Annotated in this window: 10 protein-coding genes; 3 read left to right on the forward strand and 7 right to left on the reverse strand. The window is 71.8% G+C overall.

The annotated features are described in order from the left end of the window. Window positions 1–43: 43 nt before the first annotated feature. The 3 genes from ABZY12_RS11305 to ABZY12_RS11315 form a co-directional block, all read right to left on the reverse strand. Window positions 44–6,160, reverse strand: coding sequence for a DNRLRE domain-containing protein (locus ABZY12_RS11305; protein WP_356889050.1), 6,117 nt, complete (start codon window positions 6,158–6,160; stop codon window positions 44–46). A 485-nt stretch (window positions 6,161–6,645) separates the two neighbouring features. Then, window positions 6,646–7,614 (reverse strand): peptidase, encoded by a 969-nt coding sequence (locus ABZY12_RS11310; RefSeq protein WP_356889051.1) that lies wholly within the window; start codon window positions 7,612–7,614, stop codon window positions 6,646–6,648. Window positions 7,615–7,713: 99 nt separating this feature from the next. Continuing rightward, window positions 7,714–8,190, reverse strand: coding sequence for a GNAT family N-acetyltransferase (locus tag ABZY12_RS11315; protein ID WP_356889052.1), 477 nt, complete (start codon window positions 8,188–8,190; stop codon window positions 7,714–7,716). Window positions 8,191–8,240: 50 nt separating this feature from the next. On the opposite strand from ABZY12_RS11315, the gene ABZY12_RS11320 reads away from it, so the two are divergent. The 3 genes from ABZY12_RS11320 (at window position 8,241) to ABZY12_RS11330 (ending at window position 11,583) form a co-directional block, all read left to right on the forward strand. After that, the gene (locus tag ABZY12_RS11320; RefSeq protein WP_356889053.1) at window positions 8,241–9,038 is read left to right on the forward strand and encodes an exodeoxyribonuclease III; all 798 of its coding nucleotides are present in this window, start codon (window positions 8,241–8,243) and stop codon (window positions 9,036–9,038) included. Between the two features lie 92 nt (window positions 9,039–9,130). Then, entirely contained in the window at window positions 9,131–9,889 is a 759-nt protein-coding gene (locus ABZY12_RS11325; RefSeq protein ID WP_356889054.1) for a response regulator transcription factor, read from the forward strand. Then, a complete protein-coding gene (locus ABZY12_RS11330) occupies window positions 9,886–11,583 on the forward strand; it encodes an ATP-binding protein (protein WP_356889055.1) in 1,698 nt (565 codons plus the stop codon). Before ABZY12_RS11325 ends, ABZY12_RS11330 begins: the two co-directional genes overlap by 4 nt. A 132-nt stretch (window positions 11,584–11,715) precedes the next feature. On the opposite strand, the gene ABZY12_RS11335 is transcribed toward ABZY12_RS11330, so the two are convergent. The 4 genes from ABZY12_RS11335 to ABZY12_RS11350 form a co-directional block, all read right to left on the reverse strand. After that, window positions 11,716–12,081, reverse strand: coding sequence for an SH3 domain-containing protein (locus tag ABZY12_RS11335; protein ID WP_356889056.1), 366 nt, complete (start codon window positions 12,079–12,081; stop codon window positions 11,716–11,718). Between the two features lie 370 nt (window positions 12,082–12,451). Further along, window positions 12,452–13,633, reverse strand: a complete 1,182-nt coding sequence (locus ABZY12_RS11340; RefSeq protein ID WP_356889180.1) for an ABC transporter permease — start codon at window positions 13,631–13,633, stop codon at window positions 12,452–12,454. A 71-nt stretch (window positions 13,634–13,704) separates the two neighbouring features. After that, on the reverse strand, window positions 13,705–14,421 hold the full coding sequence (locus ABZY12_RS11345) for an ABC transporter ATP-binding protein (protein ID WP_356889057.1): 717 nt from the start codon (window positions 14,419–14,421) through the stop codon (window positions 13,705–13,707). After that, window positions 14,418–15,752 carry a peptidoglycan-binding domain-containing protein gene (locus ABZY12_RS11350; RefSeq protein WP_356889058.1) on the reverse strand — a complete coding sequence of 445 codons (1,335 nt, stop codon included), beginning with the start codon at window positions 15,750–15,752 and terminating at the stop codon, window positions 14,418–14,420. Before ABZY12_RS11350 ends, ABZY12_RS11345 begins: the two co-directional genes overlap by 4 nt. Between the last annotated feature and the right edge of the window lie 2 nt (window positions 15,753–15,754).

A 15,754-nucleotide genomic window follows, 5' to 3' on the forward strand; every position in this document is an offset into this window, starting at 1 on the left:
GGCTCATCGCTTCGTCAGACGATGAGCACGCCGCGGAAGTTGACTACCGCCACGGGTTCCACGCGTCGATGGTGATCTTCGGATACCAGTAGGGGATGCCCCACTTCTTGGCCTTCCAGACTCCGAACCTGATCATCACACCGGCGCCTCGGGCCTTGCGGGCCCGGTCGATCCTGCTGCCGAAGTACTTGGCGCCCCAGCCGATCGCCTGGAGCGCGTAGCCCAGGGCCTTGGTGGGACCGCTCGGCAGCCCGCCGAAGAACTTGCCGAAGATCTTGGCGGCCTTGCCGCCCTTCTTCAGCGCCTTGGCGAGGTGCTTGGCCCTCCAGTCCGACAGGTAGTACGACCAGACCTTGCTCCAGCCCCGGCCGTCGAGGTCCACCAGCATGACCGGGTCGACGGGGTAGCCGTAATAGTTCGGCGAACCCGCCGGGACGGGGTCGACGGACAGGAAGCGACCCGTGGCCGGGTTGTAGAGCCGGGCGCCCATGAGCGTGATGCCGGTGAGCGTCTCGCTCGAGCGCTGCTGCCCGCCCAGCCAGTTGTAGCGGGTCACGGGCTGGCCGGAGCGGGCGTTGCCGTACTCGTCGTTGTCCAGCACCAGCGGCGCGCCGCCCGGGTCCAGCGGGAGCTGGAGGGCCACGTCACCGTGGATGTTGGTCAGCTGCAGAACGACGTTGCCCTGGGCGCCGGTGGTGGCGGCGAAGCCGCCGGAGGCCGACTCGACGTTACGGGTCAGCTCGCCCGTCGCCACGTCCTCGACGATCCAGCGCGGGTTGTCGCTCTGGCCGTCGTAGTGGTTGCGCTTGGCCTGCTGCTGGGTCCAGACACCGTCGATCTGGTCCTCGATCGTCCAGGACCGGAAGCGGTGGGCCGCGTCCAGGGTCCAGGTCTGGCGCTGACCGCCCGCCGTCTGCTGCCGCACCAGGTCGTTGGCGAAGTAGCCGAAGGTGCTGCCGCCCTGCGTGGTGGTACGGCCGAACGCGTCGTAGGCCGTGCCGGACTCGATGAGACGGTCGCCCGTGTCGTAGGCGTAGGTCTTGGCGGTGCCACCGGTGGTCGGGCAGGCGGCGCCCGGGGTGCCGGCCGCGGTGGTGAGACCGGTGCGGTTGCTGCGCTTGTCGAAGGCGTACGAACGGGAGGTGCAGACGTCGCCGACGGTGTCGTTCACCTTGGTGAGCCGTCCGGCCCGGTCGTACCCGTAGTCCTGCGCGGACCAGCCGGAGTGGCTGGTGGCCTGGCCGTGGGCCGACTGGCTCACGGTGTCCGAGTAGACGACCCGCCCGTCGCTGTCACGGGTGTAGGTGCGGGCGAGGGAGGCGCCGACGCTGTCCTCACGGGTGGTGAGGGTGTAGCCGCCCGGCAGCTTCTCCGTGACCACGTCGCCCTCGGCGTCGTAGCCGGCGGAGAAGGTGCCCGCCACCGAGTCGGTGGTGCCGGTGACCAGGCCACGCGGCTCGGCGTTGTGGTCGTACGCGTAGGTGACGGTCGACGGAGACGAATCGGTGATCTTGACCGGACGGTTCAGCAGGTCGTACTCGGTCCGGGTGACACCGCCGTCGGCGTCGGTGTACGCGATGAGGCGGCCGAGCTTGTCGTACTGCTCGGTGATCGTGCCGCCGGTCGGCGAGGAGGTCTTGGCCACGTTGCCGGTGTGCGGGTCGTACTCGATGGTCCGGTCCGGCACGGCCTGGCCCACGCCGCCGGTGGTCTTCACCGAGACGGGACGGCCGGCGTTGTCGAACTCGGTGACCGTGGTGCGGGTGACGCCGTTCGCGGTCTCGGTGACCTTCGACTGCTCGCCCCACCAGTTGTACTCGACGGTGGCACCCGGGAGTTCGGCCGGGTGGGAGCCCCCGCCGGTGGTGGCGGCCGCGGGGCCGCTGTAGCACGGCAGGTCGGCCCACTCCGGGCGGCCGGCGCAGGCACCGGTGCCGGTCGCGGACCAGTACGAGGTCACGAACGTGGCCGCGTCGGAACCGCTGGAGCCGGGGCGGATCGACTTGATCGACCGTCCCTGGGCGTCGTACTCGGTGGAGCTGGTGACGGCCAGACCGGAGGGGTCCTGGACCGTCTTGGTGGCCAGGCCCTTCGTCCAGTCGTAGACCGTCTGCGTCACGCGCGGGTCGGCGTGCAGCGTCGGGTGCACCAGCAGCTGGGCGCCCTTGGTGGTCCTGGTGATCTGGTCCTCGACCGTGGCGGATCCGTCGGTCGGGCGGCCGCCGTCGAACTCGTTGACCGTCCAGGTGCGGGCGACCGCCGAGCTGCCCGCGGTCGCCACCGTCGTGGTCCCGGACTTGAGGTCCTCGGTGAGCGTGACGCGGTGCAGCGGGCCGAGCTCCTGGAGCTCTCGGGTGCCCTTCTCGTTGTAGATCGTGCGGGTCGACAGCAGCTCGGCGCGGTCCGCGCCGGACAGGCCGTTGATGCCGAGGTCGGACAGGCCGGCCTTGTCTGCGTCGGTGAGACCCAGCGCCAGGGCGCGGTTGCCCGCGGTCAGCTCACGGACGGTGTTGCCGTGGTGGTCGTACTCGCTCGCCGTGATGTGCCCGCCGGGCGTGGCCGAGTTGACCTCGCGGCCGGAGGCGTTGGTGTACGTGATCGAGGCACGGCGGTAGTCGCCGGCGGTCAGACCGGAGCCCGCGTGGCTCGCCGGGACGACATCGGCCGGGAAGACGGCGGTCGCGTCGGTCGGGGCGTCGGTCTGGCCCCACGCCTTCACGTCCGTCGGGCCCAGCTTGTACGGGGCGTTGCCGCCGGTCAGCGGGACGTCGTACACGACGCTCGTGCTCGCCGTGCCCTCCTCGACGTCGGCCGTTCCCTGCTTCAGGCCCTTGCGGGACGCCTTGAGCAGCATGCCCTCACCGGCGGTGGAGCCGTTGCCGGCCTTGCCGTAGGTGAAGTCCCAGGGGATCTCCGACTGCGCGTGGTACCAGGTGATCCGGCCCGCGGAGTCGTAGGAGTACTGGGTCTGCATGCCCTGGTTGAGGTGCGGGTTCCACGCCTGGCGCAGCTTGCCGCCGGCGTCGTAGCGGTAGGTGGAGACAGCCTGCGCCGTCGCGGCGGCGGCGCCGCCCCAGGTGGACCAGAGACGGATCTCCTTGACCTGGCCGGCGAAGTCGCCGAACTCGGCGCCGGAGCTGTAGCCGGTCGCCGTGGTCGTCGTCGCGTAGACGTACTCCAGGACGCGGCAGCCCTTGGTGGCGGGCGTCGCGGCGCAGGTCGCCGCGGAGACGGCGGACGTGGGCGCGATGACCAGCTTCGGCCGGGCGAGCTTCTTCCCGTCCACGGTCACGGCCTCGGAGACCACCGAGGTGGTGGCGTGGTCGAGGCCGCTCTTCGTGGCGCTGGTCAGCGGCCAGTTCGGACCGGCGCTGTCGGCCTTGGCGAAGGTGAGGGTCGCGCCGTCGTTCTCCTTGAGGGTGAACGCTCCGGTCAGCGATCCCGTCAGCGTCAGGTCCTCGGCGCCCGGCTCGGACTCCCAGCCGCCGCCCGCGGTGGCGGTGAAGCCGACCTCGGCACCCGTGTTGTCGACGACGGCGACCGAGGTGGCGGACGTCTTCTTCAGGTAGGACCAGCTGGTGTCGGTCAGCTCGGCGATCGTGCCGGAGGTCCACTCCTTGCCGAAGATCGGCACCTGACCGTCCTGCAGGCCACCGGCGCCCGGCCGGCGCGAGGTGGCGGTGCGGGTCACCGACATGTCGAAGGCGGTGGCGTCCGTCTCCGTGAGGGTGAAGTCACCGGTCAGCTGGTTGAGCGTGCCCGGACCGACCGCCGCGTTGGGCGCGGTGCCCGCGTGGCGGTCCACGGTGATGGTGTGGTGCGGGGAGTGGACGTACCCCGAGCCGCTCGTGAAGCCCGAGCGCACCTGGATCGGACCGTCCTCGGCGAGGGTGTCCGTGATGTTCCAGGTCAGCCGGGCCGGCTTGCCCTGCGGGGCGGCCGCCGGCCAGCCGGCGAGGGTGGAGCCGTCCGCCTTGCGGACGTCGGCCGCGGGCACGTCCTTCCAGGTGTCGGTCTCACCGCGGCGGTACTGGTAGACGACGCCGGTGTGGTTCTCCTTGCCCTCGGCGGACAGGCCGACCCGGCGCGCGGGACGCTCGCCCTCGCCCGGGGTGAGGAGCGCGGAGCCGCCGCCGGCGGAGAAGGTGTGGGCGGTCTCCGAGGAGACGTTGCCCGCGGCGTCGCGGGTGCGCGCCTTGAGGGTGTGCTCACCGGCGCCGAAGGTCAGCCTCTTCGTGACGGCGGTGGTGGTGGCGACGGACTCCCAGGGAGCGCCGTCCAGGGAGTACTGGATCTCCTTCACGTCACCGGCGGGCGGGGTGAAGGTGAAGTCGCCGGAGAAGGCGCCGTTCGCGTCCGGGGTGCCGGACCACTGGCCCGCCGGGAAGTCGGTCGAGGAGATGGCCGACGCCGCGGGGGCGGTGGTGTCGACGGTGAACGTCTGCCAGGCCGACCAGGTGCCGTTGGACACCGTGCCGTCGGAGACCGAGGCCCGCCACTTGTACGAGCCCGGGGCCAGGGCGTTCGCCGGGGTCCACGGAGCGCTGGTGCCCGAGGCGACGAAGGCCGACTTGCCGGTCTGCAGGGCGCCGGTGCCGTCCTGCGCCCATATCTCGTAGGACAGCTGGACGGTGTTGCCGTCGGCGTCGGTGGCCTTGCCGGTGATCGTCGGCGTGGTGTCGCCGGTCGCCGCCCCGGAGAGCGGGGAGACCGGCGTCGCCGTGCCCGGCTTGGTGTTGTACGTGAGCGAGATGTACGGGGTGTTGGAGGCCGCGTTGCCGGAGTTGAACTTCTTCCAGCCGTAGGAGTCGGCCTCGTCCGTGGCCCGGATGCCCAGGGTGTTGGTGGCGTTGCCGTTGTCGGCCCACGCCTGCGCCAGGGTCTTGATGTCGGCGTTCACCCAGCCGTCGCCGCAGGACGAGGAGAAGCCCTTGGTGGCGGTGGAGGAGGCCCACTTGGTGTGCCAGCCGGGCTGCGCGGTCCAGCGGGTGCTCGTCGAGGCCGAACCGGTGTCCCAGACCTCCCAGCCCCGGGCCGAGCACGACCAGGAGTGGAAGTTCCACAGGTTGAGCTTGGCGTCGACGACCTGCTTGCCCGACAGCTGTGCCATGGGGAAGGCGAGGAACGAACGAGCCACCTGGCCCGAGCCGTTGTTGCCCAGCTTCAGCTCGGTCTGCGCGGACACGTCCGTCGCGTAGCCCTGCTGGACGAAGGTGTCGAAACCGACCCCGATGTTCACCGCGGGGTCGATGGTGACCGGGTAGCGGGTCTTCGGGTCCTTGAGGAAGTCCGCGTCGGGGGTCAGCGTGAGGTCGATCTCGTCGCCGTTCTGCGCGACCTTCAGGCCGACGTCGGCGATGTTCGTGTGGTCCCCGGACTTCGGGTCGACCTGGGCGTCCCACATCACCGGTGCGGGCAGCACACCGACCTGCCTGCCCGTCTTGGCGTCGAGGAACGACACCGAACGGTCCTTGTTCGCCCGCGCCTTGACGCCCTTGGCGCTGAGGGTCAGGGTGACCGAGCCGTTCGCCTCGACGGCGCTGCGGTCCTTGAGCTCCAGGAACTGCTCGAAGCCCGTACGGGTGGACTCGATGATGAGGTCGGTCCTGGTCAGCGCGTCGACGTAACGCGCCTCGGTGCCCTTGACCGTGGGCTCCGGAAGCGTGCCGCGCCAGGAGAGGGTGAGCTCCTTGGCGTCCTTGCCCAGCGACACCAGCGGCACGGCGGGAGTCGTCGGCCGGCCGGCCGCGCTCCGGGACTCCTTGATCTTCGCGGCCTTCGCCGCGGGGGTCTTGCCTGCCAGCTTCAGCGCCAGCGGGTGCCCCTTCGCGTACACCGTGCCGTCCGAGCTCTTGGCCAGCTCGACGTCGACGGGCTTCCAGGCGCCGGTCGCGTCCCGGTAGCGGACGGGCCCGCTCGCCGCCTCCAGGGTGACGGTGCCGTCCGGGTTCGCCCAGGTCGAGGACGACTCGGTGCGCTCCGATAACGCCTCGACGCGGTGGCCGGAGAGCCGGGCCGCGACCTGGGCCGAGGGTAAGTCGGCCGCCTGGGTGGCGTGGTGGGTGGCCTTCGGCGCGGTGGGCGGTGCCTTGGACAGGGCCACGGCCTGCCCGGTGTGCGCCACGACCAGCGCGGTCTCGAGCGCCAGGGCGCCGGCCATGATCAGGGCGATGCGGGACAGAGCCCTGCCGCGCGTCGCGGACTTCGCGCCTGTCCCGACTCTTCGCTTGACCAGAGGAGTTCGAGCGGTGTCCGACCGCTGTCCTCGACTGTGTTGACGGTGCATGTCACATCCTTCACTGAGCGCACAAGGCACCTCCGCCTCATGGCGCAGGAATCTTCACACCCCTCACACGGTCTGTCAGTGGGGCCCGTTGGGCTCCGCGGCGGCGGCGGTCGTCACTGTCCGTGCACCGGGTGAAGCGCGTCGGGGCGGTGTGTCGGCGGAAATTCGTTCGATTCCTCACCCAAGGCAATGAGGAACCCCTCGCTCCGGTGGGGAGCGAGGGGTTCCAGGGGGCACCGCTTCGATGCGTGATCGTTATCTACGAGGCTCGTGGGGCCTCGGTGACGGGGCCTCACGCGGACGCATTCAGGCCACCGCGACGGGATCCATGCAGGTGGCCGGGTGTGGCCCCGGTCGCGTCAGGACGCCTGGGCCCTGTCGTACAGGGCCTTCGCATCGTTGCCGAAGTACGGGCCGAACATGCGGTTCGGGAGGAACGTGTAGCCGAAGCTGTTCACCGAGACCTGGAGGCCGGTGCCCGTGGCTTCGTTGAAGGCGGTGAACCAGGGGCCGCCGCTCGAACCGCCCGTCATGTTGCAGGCGAGGCTGTGGTCCTGGGAGAAGAGGAAGTCCTTGGAGGAGTTCCCCGAGCAGTGGATCAGCTTCGACCCGTCGTACGGGGAGGCGGCCGGGAAGCCGAAGGCGTACATCGGCTTGTTGTAACCGCCGTTGAACTGGATGCCCTGGGCGCCGGTGACCGAGGTCAGCTTCCGGCCGTTCAGCGGGGCGACGACCGCCGCGCCCACGTCGTAGTTGATGTCCTCGCTCGCCTCCCACTGCGGGGTCGTGAGCGTCTTGGTCGCCGCCCACTGGCCGTACGGCGCACTGCCGTTGTCGTACGCCGGGACGAAGACCCAGTTCGTGTGCCAGGCGCCCTGGTACTTCACGCAGTGCCCGGCCGTGATCACGGTGCTCGCGTTCTGGCTGGTGACCGCGTTGCCGGAGCAGGAGGCCGTACGGCCCTGGAAGGTGAAGAAGACCCGGCCCGAGGTCTTCACCACCGCTCCGCCGCCCGTCCAGGGGCCGCCCTGCTGGGGGAAGGCCGTGGGAGCGACGGTGATCGGCGAGGCCGTGGGGGCGATCGTGGTCGGGAGGGCCGAGCGGGCGACCTGCCCGAGGGCGCCCGGGGTGGCCTCGAGGTCCAGCGGGGCGGCCGCGCGCATGCGGGCCGGCGTCCAGAAGGTGCTCGCCCGCTGTTGTTCCGTCGCGGTGACCGAGCGGGTGGCGGGGGCGGCGTCGGCCGCCTGGGCCGTCGTCGCGGTCAGCGCTCCGGTGAGCAGGGCTCCGACGGCCAACAGGACGGCCGCGGCTGTGCGATGGCGTCTCACGCAGGTCTCCTTCTGCCGGGGGCAGGTGGGGATGAGAACGGTGCGGACAGACATGCGTGAGGCAGCGTGCCAGATAGTGAGACGTTTGTCAGGAGCGCGTCAGAGAAGCTTGGCGAAACAGCGGCTGTTCTCGTACTCGCGGTAGTAGCCGAACTTGGCGCAGGGCTCGTAGCCGCTCGACCGGTACAGGGCGATCGCCTCCGGCTGCATGATGCCGGTCTCCAGGACCATCCGCCTCCGGCCCGCCGTCCGCGCGTCCTCCTCCAGGGCGGCGAGGATCCGGCGCGCCAGGCCGAGGCCGCGCGCCTCCGGGACCACGTACATCCGCTTCAGCTCGGCGTCGCCGTCGGAGTAGCCCTCGCCGTTCTCGTCCTGGGTGCGCCAGCCACCGGTGGCGACGGGGCGGTCCTCGGTGTCGTACGCGAGGAGGTAGAGACCGGCGGGCGGTACGAACATGCTCGCGTCCAGCGGTGTGACATCGCCCTCGTCGTCGTAGCGGGCGGCGTACTCCAGCTGGACGGCGTCGTTGAGTTTGACCGCGTCAGGATGGTCGTACGGAGTCGGGCGAATATGCATGCGGAGTATCGTACATCTATGCGAGTCGGCGGTGTCGGTATTCTCCCGGGATGCTCACTGTGACGTCCGTCAATGTCAATGGCCTCCGCGCCGCCGCCAAGAAGGGCTTCGTGGAGTGGCTGGCCGGCACCTCCGCCGACGCGATCTGCCTCCAGGAGGTGCGCGCGGAGGAATCCCAGCTCCCCGCGGAGGTCCGGGCGCCCGAGGGCTGGTTCACCGCGCACGCCCCGGCCGCCGCCAAGGGGCGCGCCGGTGTCTCCCTCTACACCCGGCGCGAGCCGGACCAGGTGCGCGTCGGCTTCGGGTCGAGCGAGTTCGACGCCGCCGGCCGCTACATCGAGGCCGACCTGCCCGGCGTCACCGTCGCCAGTCTCTACCTGCCCTCGGGCGAGGTCGGCACCGAACGGCAGGACGAGAAACTGCGCTTCATGGGCGAGTTCCTGCCCTATTTGAAGGAGCTTCGGCAGCGGGCCGCCGCCGACGGGCGCGAAGTCGTCGTCTGCGGCGACTGGAACATCGCCCACCGCGAGGCCGACCTGAAGAACTGGAAGGCCAACCGGAAGAACGCGGGCTTCCTCCCCGAGGAGCGCGCGTGGCTGACCCGCGTCTTCGACGAGGCGCGATACGTCGACGTGGTCCGCACCCTCCACCCGGACCAGGAGGGCCCCTACTCCTGGTGGTCGTACCGCGGCCGCGCCTTCGACAACGACAGTGGCTGGCGGATCGACTACCAGGTCGCCACGCCCGGGCTCGCGGACCGGGCCGTGAAGGCGTACGTGGAGCGCGCCGCCACGCACGCGGAGCGGTGGAGCGACCACGCGCCCGTCACGGCGGTCTACCAGCTGTAGCAGGCGGGGGCGGGTTTCGGCCGCTCGCGGCTTCCGCGGTCCTTTCTGTATTACCGTGCTCGAATGACGCAGGCCCTGGGTGGGGAGTCACGTTGAGCGCGCGAATTCTGGTCGCCGAGGACGACGAAAAGCAGTCTCGGCTGATCCGGATTTACCTGGAACGAGAAGGAAACGCGGTGCAGGTCGTGGCCGACGGCCGGGCCGCACTGGAGCGAGCCCGCTCGACCCGACCGGATCTCATTGTTCTGGACGTGATGCTTCCGCTCGTCGACGGACTCGACGTGTGCCGCATTCTGCGTATGGAATCGGATGTTCCTATTCTGTTGCTGACCGCCCGGACGACCGAGGAGGACATGCTCCTCGGCCTCGACCTCGGCGCCGACGACTACCTCACCAAGCCGTACAGCCCCCGCGAACTGACCGCCCGGGTACGGGCGCTGCTGCGCCGGGCCCGGAAGGCCGGGGCGGAGCCCACGCTCCTTCGAGTCGGCGAGGTGGAGCTGGACACCGCGCGCTTCGAGGTCCGGGTCGCGGGGCGGCCGGTGGCGCTGACCTCGAAGGAGTTCTCCATCCTGGAGACCCTGGCCCGCGAGCCGGGCCGGGTCTTCACCCGGGCGCAGATCATCGAGCGCGTCTTCGGCTTCGACCGGGACGTGCTGGAGCGGACCGTCGACGCGCATGTGATGAACCTGCGGCGGAAACTGGAGGCCGATCCGGGACGGCCGCGGCATCTGGAGACGGTGTACGGACGGGGGTACCGGCTGGCGGACGGGTCGGGTCCCCCGGGCGACGCACCGCCTCGCGGGGGGCTCTCCTCCCAGGGCGGGCATGCGCTCGGGGAGGGGGCGTGAGCTTCCGCATACGGGTCCTGGCGCTGATCCTCCTCGTCGCGGTGGCCGCCACCGCCGCGACCGCCTGGCTGACCCTGCGCCAGGCCACCCGGCAGGTCCAGGAGTCGGCCGCCGCCGACCGGCAGGACCTCGCGCGGATCACCGACGAACTGCTGCGGTACGGGCAGACGCACGGCACCTGGGACGGCGCCGCCGGGACCGTGCGCACCCTCGCCCGCGACACCGGGCAGCGCATCCGGATCAGCGGCGACGCCGAAGGGCAGATCGCCGACTCCGACGCGCTGCTCGGCCGGGACCCGCGCCCGGGCGGCACCGCGCCGCCGCTCCTGGTGGACCCCCGCCCCGAGCTGACCTTTCCCTCCTGGGACTTCTTCCCCTCGCTGGCCAAGGTGACCGCCGGCGCCATCGGTGACTACGTGGCCGGCGTGACCTATGCCGCGTGCCTGACCCGGGCGGGTCACGAGGTGGACGTGAGCACCGACCAGATGGGCGTGCCCGTCTTCACGGACGGGGGGAGGGCGGCGGGAACCACGGGCGGAGCCGCCGCCTGCGTCAAGGGGGAAGCCGCCTCGAAAGCCGCCTTCGAGGCCGATGTGGAAGCGGTCGGCACCTGCGCCTCGGTGTTGGGCGACGAGCGGACCGCCTGCCTGCGCAGGGTCTTCCACGAGCGGACCGCCGCCGTCGCCCCCCAGCCGCTCACCGTCCACCTCGGCGCCCTGGACGACGCGGGGCAGAGCCTCGCCGTCGGCCCGACCGCGGCCGTGTCGGCCGGGGTCGCGGCGGCCGCCGTCGCCTGCGCCCTGCTCCTCAGCCGTGCCGTGCTGCGGCCGGTGAGGGCCCTCACCCGGGCCTCCCGGGGCCTCGGCGAGGGGGACCTCGGGCGGCGTGTGCCGGTCTCCGGGAAGGACGAGATCGGGGAGCTGGGCCGCGCCTTCAACCGTATGGCGGACTCCCTCCAGGCCAGCGAGGAGCGCCAGCGCCGCCTGGTCGGTGACATCGCGCACGAACTGCGCACGCCCCTGGCCAATCTGCGCGGCTATCTGGAGGCGCTGCGCGACGGGGTGCTGGAGGCCGACGCGGAGCTGCTCGACTCCCTGCACGAGGAGGTGCTGCTCCAGCAGCGGATCGTCGACGACCTGCAGGACCTGGCCCTTGCGGAGGCGGGCGTCCTGACGTACCACCGCACCGAACTCGACGCGCGTGAGCTGATCGAGACCTGCCGTACGGCGCACAGTGCGCTGGCCTCGGCGGCGGGGGTCCGGCTCGATGTCGTCGCCGCCGGTCCCGTACCGCTGTACGGCGATCCCGGGCGGCTGCGCCAGGCGCTGAGCAACCTGGTCGGCAACGCGGTGCGGCATACGGCTCCGGGGGGCGGCGTCCGGCTGGAACTGGCCGAACGGGACGAGATGGTGCGGATCGCGGTCAGGGACACCGGCAGCGGCATCCCGGCGGACGATCTGCCGCATCTCTTCGACCGCTTCTGGCGGGCGGACGCGGCGCGCGGGCGGGCCACCGGGGGCAGCGGTCTCGGCCTCTCGATCGCGCGTCAGATCGTGGCGGACCACCACGGGGGCATCGAGGTGGCGAGCGAGGTGGGCGTGGGGACGGTGTTCACGGTCGTGCTGCCGGCGCCCACGGGCGGATCCGGCCCGCAGGAGGAGAGCCCGAGCGGCCGGCCGGCGGGGCGGGCGTGAGGGCCCGGCCGGAGGCCGGGGGAGCACTGGACCTCCTCCCGGGCCCTGGGGGCCGGGAGGAGGTCCAGCCGCGCGGGCCCGTCACGGCCGTGCGCGCGAGGTCAGCGCATGTCAGCGCGGATCAGCGCCGGGTCAGCACTTGACGTTCGACCCGTAGTTGACCAGCAGGCTGTCCTTGATCCACCCCGAGACGCCGGTGCTGTTGTCGCGGACGTGCGACCAGGTGCCGTCCTGGCCGTACACCCAGCAGTGCAGCGTGAGGCTGTGGCTCGTCTGGGCCTGCCCGTTGGACTGACACTCGGTCGTGGGGCCGGAGCGGATGTTGACGTAGTTCGTGTTGGTCTTGCCGGCCCGACCGTCCTTGTTGGACCAGCCGGGGTTGGTGCAGGCGGCGGCACCGTCCGGGGCGGCGATAGCGGCCGTTGTAGGCATGACAAGGCCACCGGTGGCCGCGACGGCACCGACGGCCACCGCGGCGAGCTTCGTCCGAAGACGCATCAATCTCTCCTGAACTCTGGTCTGTGCCCGCTCGGCGAGCGGGACGGGTTCGTTCGAGTGCAGAAGAAGAATTGCCGGGCCGCCGCCCGTATTTCAACGGCGGCGAAAATGCGCCGCTGCTTTTCGGTGGCGGCCGGTCGGAAGCATTCCGGGGCCTTTTCTTGATCGCTTACGAGGAGCGCCTGAATTCCGTTCGAGGAGGGCTCGGGGCAGCCCGCGGCGCCCCGTCCAGCAGGTGAACGGAGCGCCGGTTCGCAACGGATCGCTCCGCTCCGTCGGAGGTGGGAATTCCGAAACGCGGAACACCGACGGGACGCGTCGGTGGGCCGGTGGGAAAGCTTGGCCGCTTTTCACCCCCGGACGGCCTCGTTCAGGTGCCGGCCAGTGCTTCCGTGGGTGCCAGACGGCTCGCTCGGACAGCCGGATACAGTCCCGCGATCACGCCGATCAGCAGCGTGGCTCCCACGCCCGCGGCCGTCGCCCAGACCGGCACGACCGTCGGCCAGTCGCGGGACAGGGCGTACAGGGCGGTGATCAGTGTTCCCAGGACCGTGCCGCCGAGTCCGCCGATCACCGACAGGAGCAGGGACTCCGTCACGAACTGGGTGCGGATCTGGCCCCTGGTCGCGCCGAGCGCGCGGCGCAGCCCGATCTCCGGGCGGCGTTCCAGGACGGAGATGACCATCGTGTTGCCCACGCCGACGCCACCGACCAGCAGGGCGACACCGCCGAGACCGAGCAGCAGGCCGGTGAGCGCGGACTCGGTGGCCTCGCGGGCCGCGAGCGCGTCGGAGGGCCGGGAGATCTGGACCTCACCGGGCTTCTCCGGGTACGCCGTGGCCGGGAGCACCGCGCGTACCGCCGCGATCTGGCTGTCCTCGGCGCGGACGTAGACCGTCGACGGATGGCCGGCGAAGCGGAGGTACGTGCGGGCCGCGGGCCAGCCGACCAGTGCGGCGGCGTCGAGCTCCGGTGCGAGCGGTACGGGATCGAGGACGCCGACCAGGGAGAACCAGCGCCCGCCGATCCAGAGCCGCGTCCCCGGCGTGTAGACGTCGAGCCGGTTGGCCGCCGTGGAACCGAGCACGACCGCCGGGTACTTCTCGGTCGCGGAGTCCAGCCAGCGGCCCTTGCCGATCCGGCCGCCGACGGCCGGGAGCAGCTCGGAGCCGGCCGCGAGGACCTCCAGGGACCCGGTACGGCCGACGGAGATGTGCTCGTTGCGGTAGACGTGGGCGTCGACGGCGCCGGTGGCGGCGACCTGCCGCACGGGCGGTACGCGGTCGATCATGCGGACCGTCTCCAGGGGGAGTTCGGTCTTCTCGCCGTTCAGGGCGTTGCCGGGCACCACCCGCAGCAGATTGGTGCCGAGGGCGTCGAGCCGGCGGTCCACCTCTGCCTGTCCCGAGCCGGAGATGCCGACCACCGCGATCATGGCGGCGACGCCGATCGCGATGCCGAGCGCGGACAGGAAGACCCGCAGCGGACGCGTCCGCAGTCCCGTTCCGCCGAGCCGCACGATGTCGGCGGGGCGCAGCCGGGCGGCCCGCAGGGCCGGGCCGGACCCCGGCCCGCCGTGGCCGTTCCGGTCGTCCGGGCCCGGGAGGTTGCTCGTACGGTCCGTCAACGGGGCGCCCCGATCGCCGTGCTCGCTGTCGTGTCGGCGACCACGCGGCCGTCGCGCATGTCGATACGGCGGGGGAGCGCGGCCGCGATCTCGCGGTCATGGGTGATGATCACGACCGTGGTCCCGGCCGTGTGGAGCTCGCGCAGCAGCGCCAGGACGGCCGCGCCGGAGGCCGAGTCCAGGTTGCCGGTGGGTTCGTCCGCCAGCAGGACCGCCGGCTCGCCGACCACCGCCCGGGCGACCGCGACGCGTTGGCGTTCGCCGCCCGACAGCTGGTGCGGGAGGTGGTGGACGCGGTGGTCGAGCCCGACCCGGGCGAGCGCGGCCGCCGCCTTCGCCCTGCGCCGGCGCATCGGGACCCCGGCGTACAGCAGACCGTCGGCGACGGAGTCCAGGACCGGTACGCCCACCGCGAGGTGGAACTGCTGGAAGACGAAACCGATCCGGGTGGCCCGCAGCGCGGAGACCTCCCGGTCCGTCAGGCTCGCCACGTCGTGGCCGTCGACCAGCACGCGGCCCGCGGTCGGGCGGTCGAGGCTGCCCATCAGGTTCAGCATGCTGGACTTGCCCGAACCCGACGGGCCGACGATCGCGACCAGTTCGCCCCGCTCGATGCGCAGGCTCACGTCCCGTACCGCCGCCACACCGCCCGGATACGTCTTGGAGACCGCGTCGAACTCCACGACCGCGTCCCCCGCGGACCGGCCGTTCACTGCGGGATCCTCACCTTCATGCCCTCGCGGACCGCGGGACCGCTCACCTCCACCTTGCCGTCGGCGAAGAGCCCCGTCTTCACGGCGACGAAGGTGCCGTCCGTCGTCTCCAGGCCGTGGCCGCCTTCGGCGAGCGCGACGAGCGCGGCGACCGGGACGGTGAGCACGTCCTTGCGTTCCCGCCCCACGTACTCGACGCTGACGGGACCGCTCTCCAGCTGTCCGACGGACTTCTGGTCCTCGATGGCGACGGTCACCGGAATCGTCGGGGCCGCGGCGTCGGGGCCGCCCTCCCCGCCTCCCCCCTCGGGCGCTGTCGCGGCCTTGCCCACCGAGACGACCTTGCCCTTCACGGGTCGTCCGTCGGGCAGTTCGACGGTGACGGCCGTGCCGCGCACGGCCCAGGAGGCCTCCCGAGCCGAGGCGTTGACGACGACCTTGCGTGCCGTACCGGTGTACGTGAGGACGTTCTCGCCGACGGCGGAGCCGAGCCGGACGCCGGCCTGGCCGATCCGTACGGTGCCGGAGGAGTAGATGACGTCCCCGACGCCGACCGTGCCGGTCTGGGGGAGTCCGAGCGACTTCTGCCAGCGCTTGACCGCCCGGGCGGTGCCGGCGGTGAACCTCTCGTCCACGGTGAAGCCGGTGTGGCCGAGGGCGGCCAGGTTGGTCTCGAACTGCATGACGTCCATGCCGCGCGGCTCCCTCGGCGCCTGCGTCCCGGCGCCCGTCCCCGCCGTCCCTCCGTCCGCCCCGCCTGTTCCGCTGCCCGATCCTCCGGTCCCGGCGCCCCCCGGCGCCGGCGACCCGGAGGTTTCGGGGGTCCCGGAGGACCCGCTCTTGGGTGGCCGGCTCTCTCCACCGCCGCTGCCGTCCGGCGGGGACTGCGGTGCGGGCGCGGCCAGTCCGAGTTCCCGGTACATCGGGAGTGTTCCGTACAACAGCACCACGGGCCGGTCGTCCACCCGCAGCAGTTCCTCGCCGCGCGCGACCGTCGTGCCCGGTTCGGGCAGCCAGGTGACCGTACCGGTTGCCTTGACCGGCAGCGGTATCTCCGCGCCGTACCCCAACTGACCGTCCACCGTCGTGCGTTCGGTCAGCGTGCCCCGGGTCACCTGCACGGTGGAGCCCGCCCGTGGCGGGGCGCCGGGGCTCTCGTCCCCGCCGCCGCCGAGACCCAGGGCGCCGACCACGGCGACCGCCGCGACGGTCACGACGGCGGCGGCGAGCAGCAGGGTGCGCCGCCGGTGCCGCCCCGGACCGGTGGGGGCGCCGGGCGCCTCCGCCTCCGTGCCCGGCTCCGTCTCCTCCATGCTGAACGTCCCGCTCATGC

It is taken from the genome of Streptomyces sp. NPDC006551, from assembly GCF_040611675.1.
Lineage (GTDB): Bacteria > Actinomycetota > Actinomycetes > Streptomycetales > Streptomycetaceae > Streptomyces.

Bases quoted from the DNA above. Each gene is read 5' to 3' on its own strand.
- ABZY12_RS11350 (WP_356889058.1), bottom strand. From the start codon at position 15,752: ATGAGCGGGACGTTCAGCATGGAGGAGACGGAGCCGGGCACGGAGGCG.
- ABZY12_RS11315 (WP_356889052.1), bottom strand. From the start codon at position 8,190: ATGCATATTCGCCCGACTCCGTACGACCATCCTGACGCGGTCAAACTC.
- ABZY12_RS11305 (WP_356889050.1), bottom strand. From the start codon at position 6,160: ATGGCCGGCGCCCTGGCGCTCGAGACCGCGCTGGTCGTGGCGCACACC.
- ABZY12_RS11335 (WP_356889056.1), bottom strand. From the start codon at position 12,081: ATGCGTCTTCGGACGAAGCTCGCCGCGGTGGCCGTCGGTGCCGTCGCG.
- ABZY12_RS11320 (WP_356889053.1), top strand. From the start codon at position 8,241: ATGCTCACTGTGACGTCCGTCAATGTCAATGGCCTCCGCGCCGCCGCC.